This is a genomic window from Arthrobacter yangruifuii (genome assembly GCF_009192775.1).
GTDB classification, from domain to species: domain Bacteria; phylum Actinomycetota; class Actinomycetes; order Actinomycetales; family Micrococcaceae; genus Arthrobacter_B; species Arthrobacter_B yangruifuii.
Genome location: NZ_VTFX01000001.1, coordinates 940852 through 960635, shown reverse-complemented (window position 1 = coordinate 960635; position 19784 = coordinate 940852). Strand labels below are relative to the sequence as shown.

Genomic DNA, 19784 nt, shown 5'->3' with positions numbered 1-19784 from the left:
CTCGTCTTCTGCCGAAAGAGCAGCGCCTAGCGGCGCTTGCCCTTGCGGTCGTCCTTCACATGGCCGCGGAATGTCCGCGTCAGAGCGAATTCGCCGAGCTTGTGCCCGACCATCGACTCGGTGACAAACACCGGAATGTGCTTACGTCCGTCGTGTACGGCGATCGTGTGCCCGAGCATGTCGGGGATGATCATCGAACGGCGGGACCACGTCTTGATGACGTTCTTGGTGCCCTTTTCGTTTTCGGCCGCTACCTTGAGAAACAGGTGCTGGTCGACGAAGGGGCCTTTCTTCAGGCTGCGTGGCATGTTTCCAGGCTCCTATCGCTTGTTCTTGCCGGAACGACGGCGACGCACAATGAGGTTGTCGCTCTCTTTATTGGGGCGGCGGGTGCGGCCTTCGCGCTTACCGTTCGGGTTGACCGGGTGGCGTCCACCGGAGGTCTTACCTTCACCACCACCGTGCGGGTGGTCGACCGGGTTCATGGCGACACCGCGGACGGTCGGGCGTACGCCCTTCCAGCGCATACGGCCGGCCTTACCCCAGTTGATGTTGGACTGCTCGGCGTTGCCGACCTCGCCAATGGTGGCGCGGCAGCGGACGTCGACGTTGCGGATTTCTCCGGAAGGCAGACGCAGCTGGGCGAAGCGGCCTTCCTTGGCAACGAGCTGAACGGAAGCGCCGGCGGAGCGGGCCATCTTGGCACCGCCGCCCGGACGCAGCTCAACTGCGTGGATGGTGGTACCCACGGGGATGTTGCGCAGCGGCAGGTTGTTACCGGGCTTGATGTCAGCCCCGGCGCCGGCCTCTACGAAGTCGCCCTGCTTGAGCTTGTTCGGAGCAATGATGTAACGCTTGGTGCCATCAACGTAGTGCAGCAGCGCAATGCGGGCGGTACGGTTCGGATCGTATTCGATCTCGGCAACGCGGGCGTTGACGCCGTCCTTATCGTGGCGGCGGAAGTCGATCAGACGGTACTGACGCTTGTGTCCACCACCCTTGTGCCTGGTCGTGATCTTACCGGTGTTGTTACGGCCGCCCTTTTTGGGCAGCGGACGTACCAACGACTTTTCCGGCGTCGACCGCGTGATTTCGGTGAAGTCGGCTACGCTCGAGCCGCGACGGCCCGGGGTAGTCGGCTTGTATTTACGGATTCCCATTATTTATTCCTCGTTAAAGTGGTCTCCGCCCTAGCTGAGCGGACCGCCGAAGATGTCGATTGTGCCGTCCTTGAGGGTGACAATTGCGCGCTTGGTGCTCTTGCGCTGTCCCCATCCGAACTTGGTGCGCTTACGCTTACCGGCACGGTTGATGGTGTTGATCGAGTCGACCTTGACGGAGAAGATTTTCTCCACGGCCAGCTTGATCTCGGTCTTGTTCGAGCGGGGGTCGACCAGGAAGGTGTACTTACCTTCGTCGATCAGGCCGTAGCTCTTTTCCGAAACGACGGGTGCAAGCACTACGTCGCGCGGATCCTTAGCGGTGGTCGCGCTCACTTGGCGTCCTCCTTGACTGTGTTCTTGCCGACGAACTCGTCGTAGGCAGCCTTGGTGAAGACCACGTCGTCGGAAACCAGCACGTCGTAGGTGTTCAGCTGATCAACGTAGATCACGTGAACAGCCGGCACGTTGCGCACGGACAGTGCGGCAACATCATTGGCGCGCTCGATGACAACGAGCAGGTTCTTGCGGTCCGAAACCGAACGCAGGGCGTTCAGTGCTTCCTTGGTGGACGGCGCGGTGCCGGCAACCAGGGTTTCGAGGACGTGGATACGGCCGTTGCGTGCCCGGTCAGACAGGGCGCCGCGCAGTGCAGCAGCCTTCATCTTCTTGGGGGTGCGCTGGCTGTAATCGCGAGGCGTCGGTCCGTGGACCACGCCGCCGCCGGTCATGTGGGGTGCACGGATGGAGCCCTGACGAGCCCGGCCGGTGCCCTTCTGCTTGAAGGGCTTGCGGCCTGCACCGCTCACCTCGGCGCGGGTCTTCGTCTTGTGCGTACCCTGGCGGGCGGCTGCAAGCTGAGCAACTACCACCTGGTGGAGCAGCGGTACGTTCGTCTGAACGTCGAAGATCTCTGCGGGGAATTCAACAGTGGTTTCGTTAGCCATGAGACTAAGCTCCCTTCACGGCGGTGCGTACGAGGACGACCTGGCCGCGGGCGCCGGGAACGGCACCCTTGATCAGCAGGAGCGACTTCTCAGCGTCCACACCGTGAACCGTGAGGTTCATGGTGGTGTGACGGACGCCGCCCATGCGGCCCGCCATCCGAACGCCCTTGAAGACGCGGCCCGGGGTGGATGCGCCACCGATGGAACCCGGCTTACGGTGGTTCTTGTGTGCACCGTGGGAGGCACCGACGCCGTGGAAGCCGTGACGCTTCATGACACCGGCAAAGCCCTTGCCCTTGGAGGTTCCGACGACGTCGACCTTCTGGCCGGCAGCGAAGATCTCCACGGAGAGTTCCTGGCCCAGCTCGTAGGTGTCGGCGTCTGCGGTACGCAGTTCAACAACGTGGCGGCGCGGCGTAACGCCGGCCTTTTCAAAGTGGCCGGCCAGCGGCTTGGTCACCTTGCGCGGATCGATCTGGCCGTAGCCGATCTGAACGGCGGTGTAGCCGTCCTTTTCCGCGTTGCGCAGCTGCGTGATGACGTTGGAGTCAGCCTGGACGACGGTTACGGGGATGAGCTTGTTGTTCTCGTCCCAGACCTGGGTCATGCCGAGCTTGGTGCCCAGCAGTCCCTTTACCTGGCGTGTAAGTGAAGTAGACATAAGTATCCGCTCCCCCCCTACAGCTTGATTTCGATGTTCACGTCTGCAGGCAGGTCGAGACGCATGAGCGAGTCAACGGCCTTAGGCGTGGGGTCAATGATGTCGATCAGGCGCTTGTGCGTGCGCATTTCAAAGTGCTCGCGGCTGTCCTTGTACTTGTGCGGCGAACGGATAACAACGTAAACGTTCTTTTCCGTGGGCAGCGGCACGGGGCCTACTACCGTTGCGCCTGCACGCGTGACCGTCTCAACGATCTTCCGTGCTGATACGTCAATGACCTCGTGGTCATACGACTTCAGCCGGATGCGGATTTTTTGTCCCGCCATGGCGTCGTGCCTCTTTCTTCGAGTAATGCTCTCTGTACAGTTTTTGCACCGAACTGCCTTACGGCCTGGCGCCCCTCCAACAGACTGAATCCGGATAATTCCGGGTTCCTCACCCTGCCGAGGCTCCGACCCCCGCGCTCGGGCGTGTCGCGGTGTTGAAGCCAACGACGCCGAGCAAGATTAGGGGCGGGTTATATATGGGCTCTTTCCCTGAAGGATCCGACCCTGCATCAGGCATTATCCTGACCGGGACGCAATCTCACCATTGCCTGATTCCCTGCTGTTCGCAGGAACACGGGCGCATGTGGGCACAAAAGCGCTTGAACAACTTCTCTAGTCTGCCAGACTCGGGCACAGATGGCTAATCAGGCATCTGTGGGCCGGAGGTTCCCCTCCGGGGCTTCCCGTGTCCGGTGACGCTGCTCGTGGAGGGATCTCCGCCGAGCGGCGGTTTTGCTTCCCCAAGTCTAACGCACTGGCTTCGGGGTGCGGAAAAGTCAGCGCCGGTCCCCGCGGTTGGCCCGGCGGATCCGCTTCGCCCGTTCGATCTCGGGACGGAACCGCCGGCGTGAGAATCCCACGCCGGCGGCAACTGCGGCCACGATTGCCAGGAGAAGAAGTAGTTCCATCCTTCGAGCCTAGCGGAGCAGTGACCCCGGCGTCAGTGGGTTCGGTCCCCCTCCGGAAGCGGTGCGGGGTCCTGCGCATCAGCGTCGGGAACGGGCCCCTCCCCTGTGCCGGGACCGGGCCGTGCTGCAGACGAGGGAGCGGGCATAACGCCTGCCGCCGTCGGCGGCGGCGGGGCATGCCCGGCATGCGGACCAGCCGGGGCAGAACCGGCATGCGGACCGGACGGGGCGGGACCGGCGCCCGGGCCGGTTGTTGCGGCCGGAGGATTTCCTGGCTCGTCGGTCCGTACCCGTGTCAGCCGCCAGACGGCCAGGGCAATCAGCCCGATGCCCAGCAGGGCCAGGAGCAGGAAGGTGTAGCCGCGCAGGTACCAAAGCACCGCGAGGACAACACCGGCCGCGCCCCAGAGGGTGAACAACCTCCTGCTGGCGAGGAGACCGAACACCAGCAGCCCCGCGTGCGCCACCAGTGCCCATAGCTGCTTTCCGCTGCCCCCGAAAATGACAGTGGAAAGTCCGCTGGCGGAGAGGATGGCGCCCGCAGCTGCCAGGACCATGGTGCCCCGCCGGTCCCGCTTGCGCAGGAACTCGTAGGCGGCCAGTCCGGTCAGGACCACCGCCCAGTACTGGAGGGACCAGAAGCCATTCACGCTGCCCAGCACCAGCCAGCAGACCCGCAGGACCGCCAGTGCCGCCACGAGCACCGCCGCCTGGGCCGCCGGTTCGCGGAACCGGGCAGGGACCTCCACGAGTGCCAGCACCAGAGCCACAACAAGGGTCGCCGAGCCGGCTACGGCGGACATGTCCGGGGCCATCGCCGGAATGGCGGCGAGAGCCGGTACGAGGGCGGAAGCCGAACCGAGTATCCGCCGGCGAAGCAGGGACGGCGGCATTGCCGGATGTTCAGCGCTGCCGGGCAGGGAAGCCTCAACGGGCCGCAGAGGGGTGGCCAGCCGGATGGCCTGGAGAACTGCAACAGCGGCCCAGACCGGCAGAAGGGATGCAATACCCGTCTCATCGATGCTGCCGAGGACGGTATCGGTGAGACCGCGGAAGAGGAACATCATGCCGAGGACCAGCAGGGGCGGCAGTCCAACCGCCAGCCATGGCCGGTTCCTCGTGTAGGAGACAACCAGGAAGACCGTCCCGCCCGCGGCGGAGGCTGCTGCCAGAAGGAAGCTGTTGTCCCCGTGCGGTGTCGCCGCCAAAACATAGGCGGTATAGCTGACCGCTATGACTAGCAACGCGGTGCGGGTGGGCTTGTCGAGGGACCGGCGGGCTTCCCCGCACAGCGCTGCCGCAGCCAGGACCAGCAGGAACGTGCCTGCCGCTCCCCGTGCAAGCAGCGGATCCGGAACCAATCCCCCGGTGCTGAGGACCACCGGAAGCGCCCCCAGGGCATACCCGGCAGGATAGAGGATCCAGGCTGACCGCTTCTCCCCCGCGCTGTGCCGGCGCGCAAATGCCGCCGCAGCGGTGAGGAGCAGCAGGAACAGGTGAAGGGCCACAGCCGGGCGCTGGGTGTCTGTGCCGGCGTTGAAGCCGTAGGCAAACGGCACGAGCACCAGCAAGGCAAGGCTCAGCCACAGCGAGGCCTCGGCGTATCCGTGCGCGTCGAGGCGGCGGTCCAGCAACGTACGAAGCAACTGCTGCGCCGCCAGGGCCGCAGCGCCTGCAAGGTAGAGCCCGTGCATGCCCGCACCGAGATCGGCCGCCGCCAGGACCGTTCCGATCACCAGCAGCCCCTGCACGCCAAGCAGGTACAAACCACGGTTCGGCTCTTCCCGCTTTAGCGCGGAATGGGCCGCATAGGCCAATGCCGCCAGGACCAGCAGTTCGTAGCCGCGCAGCCCCAGGACGCCGGCACCGACGGCTCCCGCGGCAGCAAACCCCGCCAGGGCCACCGTCTCATACCGGCCGGAAAGCAGCAGTGACGTGGCCGCGTTTGCCGCCAGGGCTGTCCAAAGCAGCACCAGGGTCCAGCCGGACCCCTGTCCCTCGATTCCCCGGGATGCCACCGTTGCCAGCAGCGCCACCAGGGCTGCCGCAGCGAGGAACTCTGCAGCCGATCGAAGCGGCCTGCCCCTCCGCAGCCGGACGACGGCAGCCATCTGGCTGAATACTGCCACGGCGGCTGCGCACAGGACCAGGAACATCAGCGTCCCGCTTTGCCCGGCCTGCGCCTGCAGCCCGACATACGCCAAGGGGACGGCGGCCGAGGCAGCCAGGCCGCCCCAGCGTGCCCACGAGGCAAAACCAAGGGGTTCGAGCCTTACGGCCAGGACAAACCGCAGCACCTGCCCGACGGCGATCCCGACGGCCACGGTGGCGAAGACCGGATGGACATCTCCGGTCAGATCGGCCGCTGCCAGCGCGGCGAGGACCACCGCGAGGACCTGGGCGGCAAGGAGATAGGCGCCCCGCAGGGGATTGCTCCGGCCGAGAACAAGGTAGGCACAGTAGCCAAGCGCAACCGCCACCAGGACCTCGTAGCCCGGCAGCCCCAACCTTCCCGCGCCGATGACGGCCGCTGCCACGAACCCGGCGGGTGCCGTCAGCGCAGGCCAGCTGCGGCGAAGCAGCAGCGAGGTAAAGATATTGACTGCCAGGGCACCCGCCAGCACGGCAAGGCCGGCAATGCCGCCGTTGCCTTCCGCCGCCCGCACCCCGGCGCTGAGCAGCAGGACCAGTGCCGCCGCAATCGCGGCAGCAACGGCAGCACCCCGGCCGGCCGGGTAGAGGCGGCCCGCTTTCGAAACCGTCCTGGAGGCCTGTCCGTCGGCCGTCCCCCCGGCCGTCCCGGAGGCCTGTCCGTCGACCCTCCCCGCAGCCGTCCCGAGGGAATCGCTTCCGGCCGGGTCCAGTACCCCAAAGCCGGTGCGTCCCGCGGCGCCGAGGCTATAGGCCGCCTGCGTGAACGCCGCAGACCCGGCTCCGATAAGCAGCAGGACCACTGCTGTGTCCGAACGTGCCGCGGTGTAGGTGAGGATGTAATAGAGCGGAGGCAGGAGCCCCAGCAGGGCCAACGCAAACCAGAGGATGGTCCGTGACAGGCCGAGGCCGCGAAGCCTCCGGTCAAAAACGATCCGTGCGAGATGCTGGACTGCGGCTGTTACGGCCACGGCAATAAAGATGCCGTCCACTCCCGCACCGAAGTCCGCGGCCACCAGCGCCGCCAGGACGGTCAGCAGTGCCTGCCCTGCCGCTATGTAGTAGCTCCGGTGCGTCCCGGACTCCGTCCTCCGGATCTGCACCGCACAGTAGCAAAGGGCCGCAGCTGCAAGGAGCTCATAGCCCCTGAGGCCGAACACGCCTGCCCCGATGAGCGCAGCGGCAGAAAAGCCTGCGGGCGCGGCCGCAAGGAACAGACCGCGGGGCAGCAGCACCGAGGTCAGGGCGTTGGAAGCTACAACCGCCCACAGGGCGGCGAGGCTCAGTGCAGCTCCGGGCTGCTGCTGGAAGCTGAGCAGCAGGGTCAGTCCCGCGGCACCGCCGGCCGCCGCGCCTACCGCTGCTCCGGGGAACCCTTCAGCCTTTCCGCGGGAGATACGGATAACCGAAACAGCCTGGTTGACTGTCAGTGCAAGCACCGTGGAGGCAAGTGACCAGGCGGCAGCCGGAACGCCTTCCGCGCCGGCAAGGACTGCCAGGACCACCAGGGGCACCAGCAGCACGGCTGCAGCGCGTGCGGCGAGGACGAACACGGGGCGCGCCTGCTGATTTCCATCCACAGCCCGGACCACCAGGTAGGCGCCGAGGATTCCAGTGACCAGGATCCCCGGCCACAATGATCCGCCCGGCATAAGAAGGCTGGGAACGAAGGCGAGGGCGACGGGTACGAGGACACTGAATTCCAGCCGTCCGCCGAGTTTCCATGCGGCGGCCAGGTACGTCAGCAGCACGACGACGGCGGTTCCGGCGAAGGCCGCGGAACTTCCGACGGCCTGCCGCTCCAGAACGACATGCCAGACTCCCGCGGCCAGGCCGGTGCACGCCTGCAGAATCAACAATGCCGCAATGTCCACCCGGAAGAATCTGCGGGCCACGGTTTCCGGAGCAGCGGCGGGTTTCTTCGCGAGGCTCACGGTTGCTGCGGAGGCATCCCCCGGTGCGGATACGGACTCCGGTGCCGTCGGACCGCCCCACGCCGACACGGCGGGTGCCGCGGCTGTTGCTCCGGACGCTGTGGATCCTGGCTGTGTGGATTCTGGCTGTGAGGATTCTGGCTGTGTGGATCCTGGCTGTGTGGATTCGGCTGCTCCGGATCCCACCGGCGGTGCCGGAGGTCCCGGAGGCGCAGATGCCGGCGTTCCGCCTCCCTCAGTTGCTGCCCGGAGGGCGGTGCCCGTGCCGGATGCCGTTTCCGCCCCTGCCCGCGGACGGGGTTCGGCGTCCCAGTCCAGCGGCAGTCCCGTGCTCCTGGAAGCCACCTGCAGCAGGGCTGCTGCACCGTACACCGGGCGCCGTGCCAGGACCCCCGCGGTCTGGGCGGCAACCTGAACAGCGAAGGCCAGCAGTGTCAGCTGGCTGTTATCCGTGAAGGAGTAGAACAGGGAGGTGAGGCCCACGGTGCCCGCGGCCCGCAGCCCGTAGCTGTTGACGAGCCGGTTGCTGGCCGGCCCCTGCCAGAACATGACCGCGTAGTAGAGGGCGAAGGCGAGGAACAGGACGCCCAGCTGCGCCGAGGTCATCTGCCCGGAGATCTGGACACAGGCGATGGCCGTAGCCGGCACCAGATAGCGGTGGGAACGCACGAAGGCATCTACATAGAGGTTGTTCAGCCAGCCGGGGCGTTTGATGGCGGCCAGGCTGATCAACGTGGCGAGGATAACCGTGAAGAGGAAATACCAGACAATCCCCCAGCGCAGGGCGGCCCCGGAAGCAAGACCGGAGGACAGCAGGAAGGTCAGGGCGAGATAGGTGACAACCCGGCTTTCGATTCTTGCCGCGGCGTAGGCAAATGCCGCCGTCCCGACCAGCGAGGTCACCAGCCAGGCTGCCGGACCGTTCGGCAGCACGAAATTGAAGAGTGCGAGTCCGACCACCGGAATGAGGGCCAGGCCGGTGCCCGTGAAGGCGACGGCGGCCGGCTGAAGGCGTTTGCTGCGCGAGTGTATGACCAGCCCGGAAACATAGAACAGTGCCGTGACGGCGACGACGCCGAAGAAACGTGCCTCGGCAGGGATGGCCAGGCCGATAAACAGTGCCGCAGCAGCCACCAGCAGGAGGCTGGCGGAGTACAGGGTGATGTTGATGTTGCGCAGGTCCCTGCGGCGCTTCTCTTCCCTCAGCTGGGCTTCCGTCTTTACCGGCGGAGCCGGCCTGGGCGGAACGGGCCTGGGCAGAACGGGCGTGGGCTGCTCCACTGCCTTCCGGCTCGGGGTTCCCTGTGCCGCGGCCGCGGCGGAGGCATCCGCCGTCCGGGCTGCCGGAACCGGTGACTGAGCGGGTGGTTGGTGCGCAGGGGACGGCACCGGGGCCGCGGGAACCGCCCGGGCGGGGGATGCCCAGGCCGGGCCGGCGGGAGCCGGGGCACCGGGCGACGGCGCAGCCTCCGTGCGGGTAGAAGGTTCCGCGGGCGCCGATGGGGACGCCGCGGATGGGGCAGTGAACCCGGACGCCGCTGGAGTTAGCTCAGGAGTTGCAGCCGGCGCAGCCGCCGCGGACGCAGGATTCGAACCGGCGGCGGACCGCTGCGCCGCGTCCCTGAATCCCGCCTGATAGCCCTCTTCATAGATCCGGGCCGGCGGCGGCAGCGGCCTGCCCTGGGCATCCACGGGCCGGGCGGCTTTCCTGCCCGCCGCCCTGCCCGCGAAAAAGCTGGCTGTGACCGCGGCCAGGAATAAAAAGAAGACCCCCATGAGACTGCTACCTTCCGGATTGTGCTCAACTGCAGACCATCCTAGGGTGCTTCGGCTCACATCCCGGTAACTGTTCCGCCGCGATGTGGACAGGGTTTCCCGCAGGCCGCATCCCGGACAGGTGTGCAGGCATAGACCCCGGATAGTCCGGCCGCGCCTGCCGGTTTGCCCGCGGGCTGTTCCGGCCCGGATGCCAACCTGCTAGCGTCGGCCCACGAGGGACAGGGGGAGGCCCCCGGACGAGTGGAAAGGCCCTGCGGCCATGTATCTTTCGGTCCTTGGAACGCACACCGGCATCACCGGAACGGTGCAGGTTCCCAATTCCAAATACCACGCCCACCGGGCGCTCATCCTGGCTTCCCTGGCCCCGGGCACAAGCCGGATTTCGGGACTCACCGATGCCCGGCATGTCCACTACACGGTCTCCATGCTGCGCCAGCTCGGGACCGGCGTTGAGGTGCAGGATGACACCTATATTGTCCACGGCGGCCCCTACACTCCCCTCCGCCCGAGCGTCTCGGCCGGCAGTTCAGGCACGACCCTGTATTTCATGGCCGGGCTGGCTTCGCTGGGGACGCGTGACGTCGTCGTGACCGGGCAAAAATACTTTCAGCGCCGGCCCATCGGCGCCCTGCTTGCCGCCCTTCGCGCCATGGGTGTGGACATCGAGTCCAGCACCGGCTGCCCTCCCCTGCGGGTGGCGCACGGGAGGCCGCGCGGAGGTGAAGTCCACATATCGGGCACGCTGTCCCAATGGATCTCCGGCCTGCTGCTGCTGGCACCGTTTGCACGCTCGGAAACCACGGTGGTGGTGGAGGGCGCACAGAACGAAGGCAGCTATGTGGAACTGACCCTGGCTATGATGGCGCGCTTCGGCCTGCACGTGGAGGCATCCGAGGACCGGCGGCATTTCCGTATCCCGCCGGACCAGCAGGCCCGCCCCGCGGATCTGCGGATGCCTCCCGACATCGGTTCGGCGGCCTTCGGCCTGGCGGCGGCAGCCCTGCATCCGGCTGATGTTGCCCTTGCCGGCCTGCGTTCCACGTCCTCGGCAGGCTCCGACCACCCCGAGGCGGATTTCCTCGACCTGGCTGCCGAAATGGGTGTGCCCATGGACTACGATCCGGCAGCAGACGCAGTGCGGGTCCGCCATCAGGGGCTGTCCCTGCAGCCGGTGGATGTGGATTGCCGCCGCGTGCCGGACATGCTTCCCGTGCTGTCCGTTATGGCGTGCTTCGCCAAGGGCCGCAGCGTTTTCCGGCACATTGACCATGTGCGCATGAAGGAGTCTGACCGGGTGGCAGCGATGCTGCAGTTGAACTCCATGGGCGCTGACCTCACGGTGGAGGGCTCCACCCTGGCAGTCCGCGGAGTCCGCGGCCTGGACGGCGCCGATCTCTCCTCCTTCAACGACCACCGGGTCCTGATGTCCCTGGCTGTGGCGGCCTCCGCGGCGGAAGGGCGCAGCACCCTGACCTATCCCCATGCCTACCGCATCTCCTACCCGGAGTATCTGAGTGCCATGACCGGCTTCGGGCTGCGGATGCAGGTGGAAGCCGGTGTTCTGCGGCGCCCCCTTCCCAGCCGCCCCGCCAGAACCGCACGGGGAAGCCGGCCGCGGACCATCGCCGGTCCGGCAGCCGTGGAAGCCTGTGCCGCCGTGACCGGTCCGGACTGGGTGCGGCGGTGGGCGGCGGAACGGCCCAATGAAACGGCCGTGGTCGACGGCGGCACCGGGGCATCGGGGCACTTGACGTGGGTGGAACTCGATGCCCTGGCCGACCGTGCCGCCGCCGCGCTGCTGGAGCTGGGGGTGCGCCCGGGAGACCGAATCGCGTTCCAGCTGCCCAACCAGAGCGAATTCGTTGTCCTCACCGTTGCGGTCCTCCGGCTGGGCGCGGTCGCCGCTCCCGTGATGCCCATCTTCCGGGAGCGGGAGGTGGCGCTGGCACTGCACCGCGCGGCCGCCCGGGTATTCGTCACCGTGGAGGAGTTCCGCGGACGCCTGCCGGCCGAGGAACTCGCCGGCCTCCTTCGCCGCCCGGACGCCGCCGGCCCAGTGCCACCGCTTTCCCTGGCCAATGTCCTGGTGCTGCGGTCTCCGGGGTCCGTGCGTCCGCTTCCCTCGGTCCCCGGCGGCCCGCGCTTCACCGACTGGGATGCGGCCCTGCAACAGGCACCGTCCGGACCGGCCCTGCTGCCGGAGGCGGCGCCGACTGCCCGGGATGCTGCGCAGCTGCTGTTTACCTCCGGCACTTCCGGCGAGCCCAAAGGCGTGGTGCACCGCCACGGAACACTCAGCCGTGCCGCCGCCATGGAGGCCGCCCATCTGGGCCTCACCAGCGACGATGCCGTCTTCATTCCGTCCCCACTGGCCCATCAGACCGGTTTCCTCTACGGCATGTGGCTCTCCTTCGTTCTCGGCTGCCCGCAGATCCTGCAGCCTGTCTGGGACCCGGAACGCGCCCTGCAGCTTATGCGCGGCTGGCGGGCCACCTTCGTGCAGGCAGCCACCCCGTTCCTGACCGACCTGGTGTCTGCCGTGGATGCGGGCACCCCGGCCCCGCCCACCCTGCGCATCTTTGTCGCCACCGGCGCAGCCGTCCCCCGGCACCTCGCCGAACGCGCCACCCGGGTCCTGGGCGCCGGGATCTGCGGGGCGTTCGGCACCACCGAAACCTGCCTGGGCACCCTGGCCTCGCCCCGGGACGAGCCGGTCAAGGTGTGGGGCACCGACGGGCGGGCGCTGGAGGGCGTACGGACCCGGATTGTCGACGACGTCGGCCGCCTCCTGCCGCCCGGAGTGGAAGGCAACTTCGAACTCAGCACTCCCACCGTCTTCGAGGGCTACCTTGACCGTCCGGACCTGACCAAGGAAGTGTTTACGGAAGACGGCTGGTACCGCACCGGCGACACGGCAATTCTCGACGGCGCCGGGTTCCTGCGCATTACCGGACGGGTCCGCGACATCATCAACCGCGGAGGGGAGAAAATCCCGGTGGCCGAGATCGAGCAGCTGCTCTACCGGCACCCTGCCGTGCTCGACGTCGCCCTGGCTGCCATGCCCGATGAACGGCTGGGTGAACGGGCCTGCGCCTTCGTGGTTCCGGTGCCGGGAAGACGCCCGCTGCTGGCAGACCTTACCGGGTTCCTCGACGGCCACCAGGTGTCCAGGCATTACTGGCCCGAACGCCTCGAGCTGGTGGATGCCCTCCCCCGCAACGCCGTGGGCAAGGTGCAGAAGTTCCTGCTGCGGGATACTGCCCGCGGCTTTCCCCCACCGGATCGGAGCAGCCAGTGACCACACCAGCGATCACCGCCGACGGACGGGGCAGCGCTGTTCCGGAACCGGACTACCGCGACCTGCTCGCATCCGTCACCGCCTGGGTTGAAGGCCCCGGCGAGGAATGGGCCGGCCGCATCGAAGCCACCGGCACCGTGCCTGATGCCCTGTGGAAGGAACTGCGCGGGGCCGGGTTCCTGGCCCTGGCCGCTCCCCCGGACCTGGGCGGCCGGGGGCTGAGCTTTGTCCAGTGGATGGGGCTGATGGAGGTTTTCTCCCGGTCGCACGCCTCGGTCCGCATGATTGTGCACGTGGTCAACGGCACCTGGCGGGCCATGAACCCGCACGCGGAGGAGGCGCAGCGCCGCAGGTTCGTCCGCCCGTCCGTCGCCGGGGACCTCTTGGTGGCCTTCACCCTGACCGAACCCGGCAACGGGACGGGCGCCGACATCACCTCGAGTGTCCGGCGGGCAGGCGACACATATTACCTCTCCGGGCGCAAGCATATGATCACGTTCGGGGTGCGCTGTGACTACTGGCTGCTCTTTGCCCGGTTGGAAGGGAGCACGGGGAGCGGCGGGACGGTGGCGCTGCTGGTGGACCGGCATGCCCCCGGCGTCGAGGTCGAAGATACATCCGACACCATGGGTGTCCGCGGCACCGACCACGCCTCCCTCACCTTCACGGACACTCCCGTCCCCGTAGCCAACCGCATCGGCGCGGAAGGGGACGGACTGGCCGTTGCCCTCGGCGGCTTCCTTACTCCCAGCCGGATCTCCGTGGCGATGAGCTGCGTCGGGCTGGCCCAGCGTGCCCAGCAGCTCGCGGTCGCCTACTCCTTGGAGCGCACCACGTTCGGCAAGCCGCTGGCCTCGCGGCAGGCCATCGCCTTCGCCCTGGCGGAAAACGCCGCCGACATAGCGGCCGCCCGCGCACTGACCCTGCATGCCGCGCAGGCATGGCAGGACGGCGCCGTCGACGCCGGGTCCCTTTCATCCATGGCCAAGCTCACCGCCGTGGATATGCTCACCCGAGTCACCGACAAGGCGCTGCAGGTCCACGGCGGCATCGGTTACTGGAAGACCATGCCCATCGAGCGCGTCTACCGCGACGCGCGGGCGCAGCGCTTCGAAGAAGGGACAAACGAGATCCAGAAGGCGGTGATTGCCCGCCATCTGTTCCGCCGGTCAGACGCTGCGGCCGCGGACGACGCCGGACCCGCCAAGGCCCCCGCACCCGCCGGCGCGCCTACCGTCCTGGAGTGACCACCCCGATGCTGGACCGGGTCTTCTCCCCTGTTTCCCTGGGTCCGCTGCAGCTGGACCACCGCATCGTGATGGGGTCCATGCACCTGAACCGGGAGGACGATCCCCGTGCCCTGGCGGCGTTCTACCGGGAAAGGGCAGCCGGCGGGGCAGGCCTGATCGTCACGGGCGGGGCCGCAGTGAACCGGACGGGTGCCGGCGGGGCGAATTATCTGCTGATCAATGACCCTGCGGCGGCGGCCGTGATGTCTCCGGTCCTGGACGCGGTGCACCATGCCGGCGGAAAAATGGCCCTGCAGCTGTTCCACGCAGGACGCTACGCCTTCGAAGCAACCTACGGCATCACGCCTGCTGCGCCCTCGGAGGTGTATTCGGACTTCTCCCGCTGCGTCCCCCGCGCAATGACCCAGACCCAGATCGAGGACACCCTGTCCGATTTCGCCGCCGGTGCAGCTGCGGCCCGCAGCCTCGGGTTCGACGCCGTGGAAATTATGGGGTCGGAGGGCTACCTGATCAACCAGTTCGCCTCACCCCTGACGAACAGGCGCCGGGACGGCTGGGGAGGGGATCCGCAGCGCAGGCAGTCCTTTCCACGGGCCGTGCTGAAGGCGGTCCGGGAGGCCGTGGGTGCCGGCTACCCGGTCATCTGCCGCACGTCCGGAGCGGACTTCGTCGCAGGATCCAGCACCCTGGAGGAGTCCGCCGCACTGGCAGTGGCGCTGGCCCGGGACGGCGCCGATGCGGTGAACATCGGCATCGGCTGGCACGAGTCCCGGGTCCCTTCCGTACAGGCCATGGTGCCGCCGGGCCGCTGGCTGGATATTGCCGGCGGCATCCGCGCAGCGCTTGCCGCAGCCCGGCTCCCCGTCCCGGTGATCGGCAGCAACCGGATCAACTCGCTGGAGGCCGCCGAGCGTGCCCTGGCAGCCGGGCAGGCCGACCTGGTATCCATGGCCCGGCCGTTCCTCGCCGATCCGGGCATCGTCGCCAAGTCCCGGCGCGGAGACCGCAGTCTTGTCAACACCTGCATCGCCTGCAACGAGGCCTGCATTGACCGTTCCCTGGGCGCCGAGCCGGTCTCCTGCCTCGTGAACCCGCGGGCCGGCCGTGAAGCCGATTTCCCGCTCCGGCCAGTTCCGCCGCCCTCGGGGGTGCGGGTCGCTGTGGTGGGCGCCGGGCCGGCGGGAATGCAGGCCGCCGCAACGCTCGCGGCGGCGGGGCATGCGGTCGACCTGTTTGAACGGGAGCAGACCATCGGCGGACAGTTCCGGCTCGCCGGGCAGGTGCCGGGTAAAGCCGATTTCCTCCAGACCATCCGCTATTTCACCCATGAACTGGCACGGCTCGGCGTGCACGTGCTGACGGGGACGGCTCCCGACACCGCGCGGCTGGCCGGCTATGCGCACGTCATCCTGGCGACCGGGGTCCGTCCCCGGCCCGTGCGCCTGCGCACCAGCGGCGATCTCCCGGTCCTCGACTACCGGCAGGCCTTCGCGGACCCGACGGCGTTGGGTGCCCGCGTGGTCATCGTCGGAGCCGGGGGCATCGCGGTGGATTTGTCCCGGCTGCTCGTGGATCCGGGAGTGCCCGGCGGCGGCCGAAACGTCACCATCCTCCGCCGCGGCCTGCGCATCGGCGAAGGCATCGGACCGTCCACCCGGTGGGCGGTGCTGCAGGAGATCCGTGCCGCAGGCGTCCGGACCCTGCCCGGCACCACGCCGCTGGAGGTAACTGCGCACGGGCTGCGGGTGCGGGACCGCGACGGCGCCGCGGTGCTGCTGCCCGCCGACGTCGTGGTGCTGGCCGCCGGACAGGTGCCCCATCTCCCCCACCGTGCAGCATTAACCCGCCGGGGTGTTCCCGTCACCGTGATCGGCGGAGCGCTGGACGCCTCCGGGCTGAACGCGGTCCGGGCCTTCGACCAGGGACTGACCGCCGGTACGGCAGTGGCGCGGGTGCTGGACGGGCGGATCCCGGGGTAGCCCGGAGCCGGGGCCCGGCGCCGGGGACCGGGCCAGCCGGTGCTTAAACACAGCAGGACCCCGCTGCCGTAGGCAACGGGGTCCTGCTAAGAACCGATGAGGTTCAGGCTAAATCATCAAATTACTTGATGATCTTGGTGACGCGGCCTGATCCAACGGTGCGGCCGCCTTCGCGGATAGCGAAGCCGAGGCCCTCTTCCATAGCGATCGGCTGGATGAGCTCAACGGTCATCTCAGTGTTATCGCCGGGCATAACCATTTCAGTGCCCTCGGGGAGGGTGATGACGCCGGTTACGTCCGTGGTACGGAAGTAGAACTGCGGGCGGTAGTTCGAGTAGAACGGGTTGTGGCGTCCGCCTTCATCCTTGGACAGGATGTAGACGTTGGCTTCGAAGTCGGTGTGCGGGGTAATGGAACCCGGCTTCACGACAACCTGGCCACGCTCTACGTCTTCGCGCTTGATACCGCGGAGCAGCAGGCCACAGTTCTCGCCGGCCCATGCTTCGTCAAGCTGCTTGTGGAACATCTCGATACCGGTAACCGTGGTCTTCTGGACCGGACGGATGCCGACGATCTCGACCTCGGAGTTGATGGCGAGGGTACCGCGCTCGGCGCGGCCCGTGACAACGGTTCCACGACCGGTGATCGTGAAGACGTCCTCGATCGGCATCAGGAACGGCTTGTCCTTGTCGCGAACGGGGTCCGGCACGTTGTTGTCAACGGCTTCCATCAGCTCTTCGACGGAAGCAACCCACTTGGGGTCGCCTTCCAGAGCCTTGAGGCCGGAAACGCGGACGACGGGAGCGTTGTCGCCGTCGAAGTCCTGGGAGCTCAGCAGTTCGCGAACTTCCATTTCCACGAGGTCGAGCAGTTCTTCGTCATCAACCATGTCGGACTTGTTCAGTGCGACCAGCAGGTAGGGAACGCCAACCTGGCGGGCGAGCAGAACGTGCTCGCGGGTCTGGGCCATCGGACCGTCGGTAGCGGCAACCACGAGGATTGCGCCGTCCATCTGAGCTGCACCAGTGATCATGTTCTTGATGTAGTCAGCGTGGCCGGGAGCGTCTACGTGTGCGTAGTGGCGCTTCTCGGTCTGGTACTCGATGTGCGAGATGTTGATGGTGATACCGCGCTGGCGCTCTTCAGGTGCAGAGTCGATAGCAGCGAAATCGCGCTTTTCATTCAGATCAGGGTACTTGTCAGCAAGCACCTTCGAAATGGCAGCGGTCAACGTCGTCTTGCCATGGTCAACGTGACCAATGGTGCCGATGTTGACGTGCGGCTTAGTCCGCTCGAACTTTGCCTTCGCCACGGGTTCCTCCTAGAGAGTTAGAAGACTCAATCTCCAGCCGCGCTTTTCGCAACTGAAACTGATGTAAGTCTACTTGGGGCTGTTTATTTGATGAAATTGCCGATATCCGCAGCAGCCTCGCAAGGCCGCTCAGTCTGGCTATGCGCCCGGTCCGGGCCGAAACCCGGACCAGGCGCACACGGCGGGCAGTCCGGCGTGAACCGTTCCACCCTCCAAGTTTTACTCGCCGCGCGTCTTCTGGATGATCTCGTCGGCAACTGCCTTCGGGACCTCGGCGTAGCTGTTGAAGGACATCGAGTACACGGCGCGGCCCTGGGTCTTGGACCGCAGGTCGCCGATGTAGCCGAACATGCCGGACAGCGGGACGTGTGCCCGGATGACCTTTACGCCGGCTGCATCTTCCATGGACTGCATCTGGCCGCGACGGGAGTTGATGTCACCGATAACTTCACCCATGTATTCCTCAGGGGTGCGGACTTCAACATCCATCAGCGGTTCGAGCAGGACCGGGCTTGCCATACGTGCGGCTTCCTTGAAAGCCTGCCGTCCGGCAATCTTGAACGCCATTTCCGAGGAGTCGACGTCGTGGTACGCGCCGTCAAGCAGCGTCGCCTTGATGCCGACAACCGGGTAACCGGCGAGCACACCGTCAGTGAGGGCGCTCTGGATACCCTGGTCAACGCTGGGGATGTATTCGCGCGGAACGCGACCACCGGTGACCTTGTTCTCGAATTCGTAGAACGTGCCGTCGGACGTATCCAGCGGCTCGATGGCGATCTGGATCTTAGCGAACTGACCCGAACCACCGGTCTGCTTCTTGTGCGTGTAGTCGTGCTTGGCGACTGCACGGCGGATGGTTTCGCGGTAGGCAACCTGGGGCTTGCCCACGTTTGCCTCGACGCGGAACTCGCGGCGCATGCGGTCCACCAGGATGTCCAGGTGGAGCTCGCCCATGCCGGCGATGATGGTCTGGCCTGTGTCTTCGTCGAGGGAGACCTGGAAGGTCGGGTCCTCTTCGGAGAGCTTCTGGATGGCCGTGGAGAGCTTCTCCTGGTCACCCTTGGTCTTCGGCTCGATGGCCACGGAAATCACGGGCTCCGGGAAGCTCATGGATTCCAGCACGATCGGTTCCTGAAGGTCGCACAGGGTATCGCCCGTGGTGGTGTCCTTCAGGCCGATGGCGGCGTAAATGTGGCCCGTCGTGATTTCCTCGACCGGGTTTTCCTTGTTGGCGTGCATCTGGAAGAGCTTTCCGATGCGCTCCTTCTTCTGCTTGGTCGCATTCATGACCTGGGCGCCGGAAGCAGCGTGACCGGAGTACACGCGGATGTAGGTCAGACGGCCGAAGAACGGGTGCGTCACAACCTTGAAGGCCAGAGCCGAGAACGGAGCCTTGGCATCAGCGGCGCGTTCGAGGATAACCTCTTCGTCGCGGATGTCGTGGCCCTTGATGTTCGGGACGTCCAGCGGGCTGGGCAGGTAGTCGACGACGGCGTCCAGCATCGGCTGCACACCGCGGTTCTTGAAGGCGGAGCCACACAGAACCGGGTAGACCTCGGAGTTGATGGTCAGCTTACGGATGCCGGCCTTCAGCTCGGCAATGCTGAGCTCTTCGCCTTCGAGGTACTTGTTCATCAGTTCGTCGCTGGCTTCGGCAACGGTCTCGATGAGCTGTGCGCGGTACTCTTCGGCCTTTTCCTGCAGTTCTGCGGGGATCGGCTCGATCTCGTACTTGGCGCCCATGGTCACGTCACCCTTGGCGTCGCCGCGCCAGGTGAGTGCACGCATTTCGAGGAGGTCAACGACGCCCTCGAATTCGCTCTCGGAACCGATCGGCAGCTGGAGGACCAGCGGCTTGGCGCCCAGGCGGTTGATGATGGTGTCGACGGTGAAGTAGAAGTCAGCGCCGAGCTTGTCCATCTTGTTGACGAAGCAGATACGCGGAACGTCGTACTTGTCGGCCTGGCGCCAGACAGTCTCGGACTGCGGCTCCACGCCTTCCTTGCCGTCGAAGACAGCAACGGCGCCGTCGAGGACGCGAAGGGACCGCTCAACCTCGACAGTGAAGTCAACGTGACCCGGGGTGTCGATGATGTTGATCTGGTTGTTGTCCCAGTAACACGTGGTAGCTGCGGAGGTAATGGTGATACCCCGCTCCTGCTCCTGTGCCATCCAGTCCATCGTGGACGCACCGTCGTGGGTCTCGCCGATCTTGTGGTTGACACCGGTGTAGAACAGGATGCGCTCAGTGGTGGTTGTCTTGCCGGCATCAATGTGGGCCATGATGCCGATGTTGCGGACCTTGTTCAGGTCGGTAAGCACGTCAAGTGCCACGGTTTCTCCCTATATTTGGTGTTC

13 protein-coding genes are annotated in these 19784 nt (G+C 66.5%); 3 read left to right on the top strand and 10 right to left on the bottom strand.

Translation table 11 applies throughout. From position 1 onward, the window contains the following. Positions 1–26 precede the first annotated feature (26 nt). The 8 genes from rpsS to GD627_RS04610 form a co-directional block, all read right to left on the bottom strand. Positions 27–308, bottom strand: a complete 282-nt coding sequence (rpsS, locus tag GD627_RS04640; RefSeq protein WP_104052734.1) for a 30S ribosomal protein S19 — start codon at positions 306–308, stop codon at positions 27–29. A gap of 12 nt (positions 309–320) precedes the next feature. Next, positions 321–1160, bottom strand: coding sequence for a 50S ribosomal protein L2 (gene rplB / locus GD627_RS04635; protein WP_146361090.1), 840 nt, complete (start codon positions 1158–1160; stop codon positions 321–323). A gap of 30 nt (positions 1161–1190) precedes the next feature. Next, complete coding sequence (rplW, locus tag GD627_RS04630) at positions 1191–1496, bottom strand: 50S ribosomal protein L23 (RefSeq protein ID WP_066295939.1); 306 nt, start codon at positions 1494–1496, stop codon at positions 1191–1193. Further along, the gene (gene rplD, locus GD627_RS04625) at positions 1493–2107 is read right to left on the bottom strand and encodes a 50S ribosomal protein L4 (RefSeq protein WP_146361077.1); all 615 of its coding nucleotides are present in this window, start codon (positions 2105–2107) and stop codon (positions 1493–1495) included. The genes rplW and rplD overlap by 4 nt, the downstream gene beginning before the upstream one ends. A gap of 4 nt (positions 2108–2111) precedes the next feature. After that, complete coding sequence (rplC, locus tag GD627_RS04620) at positions 2112–2768, bottom strand: 50S ribosomal protein L3 (protein ID WP_152271515.1); 657 nt, start codon at positions 2766–2768, stop codon at positions 2112–2114. Positions 2769–2785: 17 nt separating this feature from the next. Continuing rightward, a complete protein-coding gene (rpsJ, locus tag GD627_RS04615; protein ID WP_146361073.1) occupies positions 2786–3094 on the bottom strand; it encodes a 30S ribosomal protein S10 in 309 nt (102 codons plus the stop codon). A gap of 497 nt (positions 3095–3591) precedes the next feature. Continuing rightward, positions 3592–3723, bottom strand: a complete 132-nt coding sequence (locus GD627_RS16930; RefSeq protein ID WP_281349957.1) for a hypothetical protein — start codon at positions 3721–3723, stop codon at positions 3592–3594. Positions 3724–3755: 32 nt separating this feature from the next. Beyond that, entirely contained in the window at positions 3756–9089 is a 5334-nt protein-coding gene (locus GD627_RS04610) for a hypothetical protein (RefSeq protein WP_152271514.1), read from the bottom strand. Positions 9090–9846: 757 nt separating this feature from the next. Here GD627_RS04610 and aroA point away from each other — a divergent pair. Genes aroA through GD627_RS04595 form a run of 3 tightly spaced genes read left to right on the top strand, consistent with a single transcriptional unit; the run spans position 9847 to position 16114 of the window. Then, on the top strand, positions 9847–12885 hold the full coding sequence (aroA, locus tag GD627_RS04605; protein ID WP_152271513.1) for a 3-phosphoshikimate 1-carboxyvinyltransferase: 3039 nt from the start codon (positions 9847–9849) through the stop codon (positions 12883–12885). Continuing rightward, positions 12882–14132, top strand: coding sequence for an acyl-CoA dehydrogenase family protein (locus GD627_RS04600; protein WP_210250453.1), 1251 nt, complete (start codon positions 12882–12884; stop codon positions 14130–14132). Before aroA ends, GD627_RS04600 begins: the two co-directional genes overlap by 4 nt. Continuing rightward, complete coding sequence (locus tag GD627_RS04595) at positions 14129–16114, top strand: oxidoreductase (protein WP_210250451.1); 1986 nt, start codon at positions 14129–14131, stop codon at positions 16112–16114. Before GD627_RS04600 ends, GD627_RS04595 begins: the two co-directional genes overlap by 4 nt. Before the next feature lie 121 nt (positions 16115–16235). Here the strand turns inward: GD627_RS04595 and tuf are convergent, their stop codons facing one another. Next, positions 16236–17426, bottom strand: coding sequence for an elongation factor Tu (gene tuf, locus GD627_RS04590; RefSeq protein ID WP_146361066.1), 1191 nt, complete (start codon positions 17424–17426; stop codon positions 16236–16238). 219 nt (positions 17427–17645) lie between these two features. Beyond that, positions 17646–19760 (bottom strand): elongation factor G, encoded by a 2115-nt coding sequence (gene fusA / locus GD627_RS04585; protein ID WP_152271512.1) that lies wholly within the window; start codon positions 19758–19760, stop codon positions 17646–17648. Between the last annotated feature and the right edge of the window lie 24 nt (positions 19761–19784).

Excerpts from the sequence above, each read along its gene's own strand:
- rpsS (WP_104052734.1), bottom strand. The coding sequence starts at position 308 with ATGCCACGCAGCCTGAAGAAAGGCCCCTTCGTCGACCAGCACCTGTTT.
- rpsJ (WP_146361073.1), bottom strand. The coding sequence starts at position 3,094 with ATGGCGGGACAAAAAATCCGCATCCGGCTGAAGTCGTATGACCACGAG.
- GD627_RS16930 (WP_281349957.1), bottom strand. The coding sequence starts at position 3,723 with ATGGAACTACTTCTTCTCCTGGCAATCGTGGCCGCAGTTGCCGCCGGC.
- rplB (WP_146361090.1), bottom strand. The coding sequence starts at position 1,160 with ATGGGAATCCGTAAATACAAGCCGACTACCCCGGGCCGTCGCGGCTCG.
- aroA (WP_152271513.1), top strand. The coding sequence starts at position 9,847 with ATGTATCTTTCGGTCCTTGGAACGCACACCGGCATCACCGGAACGGTG.
- rplD (WP_146361077.1), bottom strand. The coding sequence starts at position 2,107 with ATGGCTAACGAAACCACTGTTGAATTCCCCGCAGAGATCTTCGACGTT.
- rplC (WP_152271515.1), bottom strand. The coding sequence starts at position 2,768 with ATGTCTACTTCACTTACACGCCAGGTAAAGGGACTGCTGGGCACCAAG.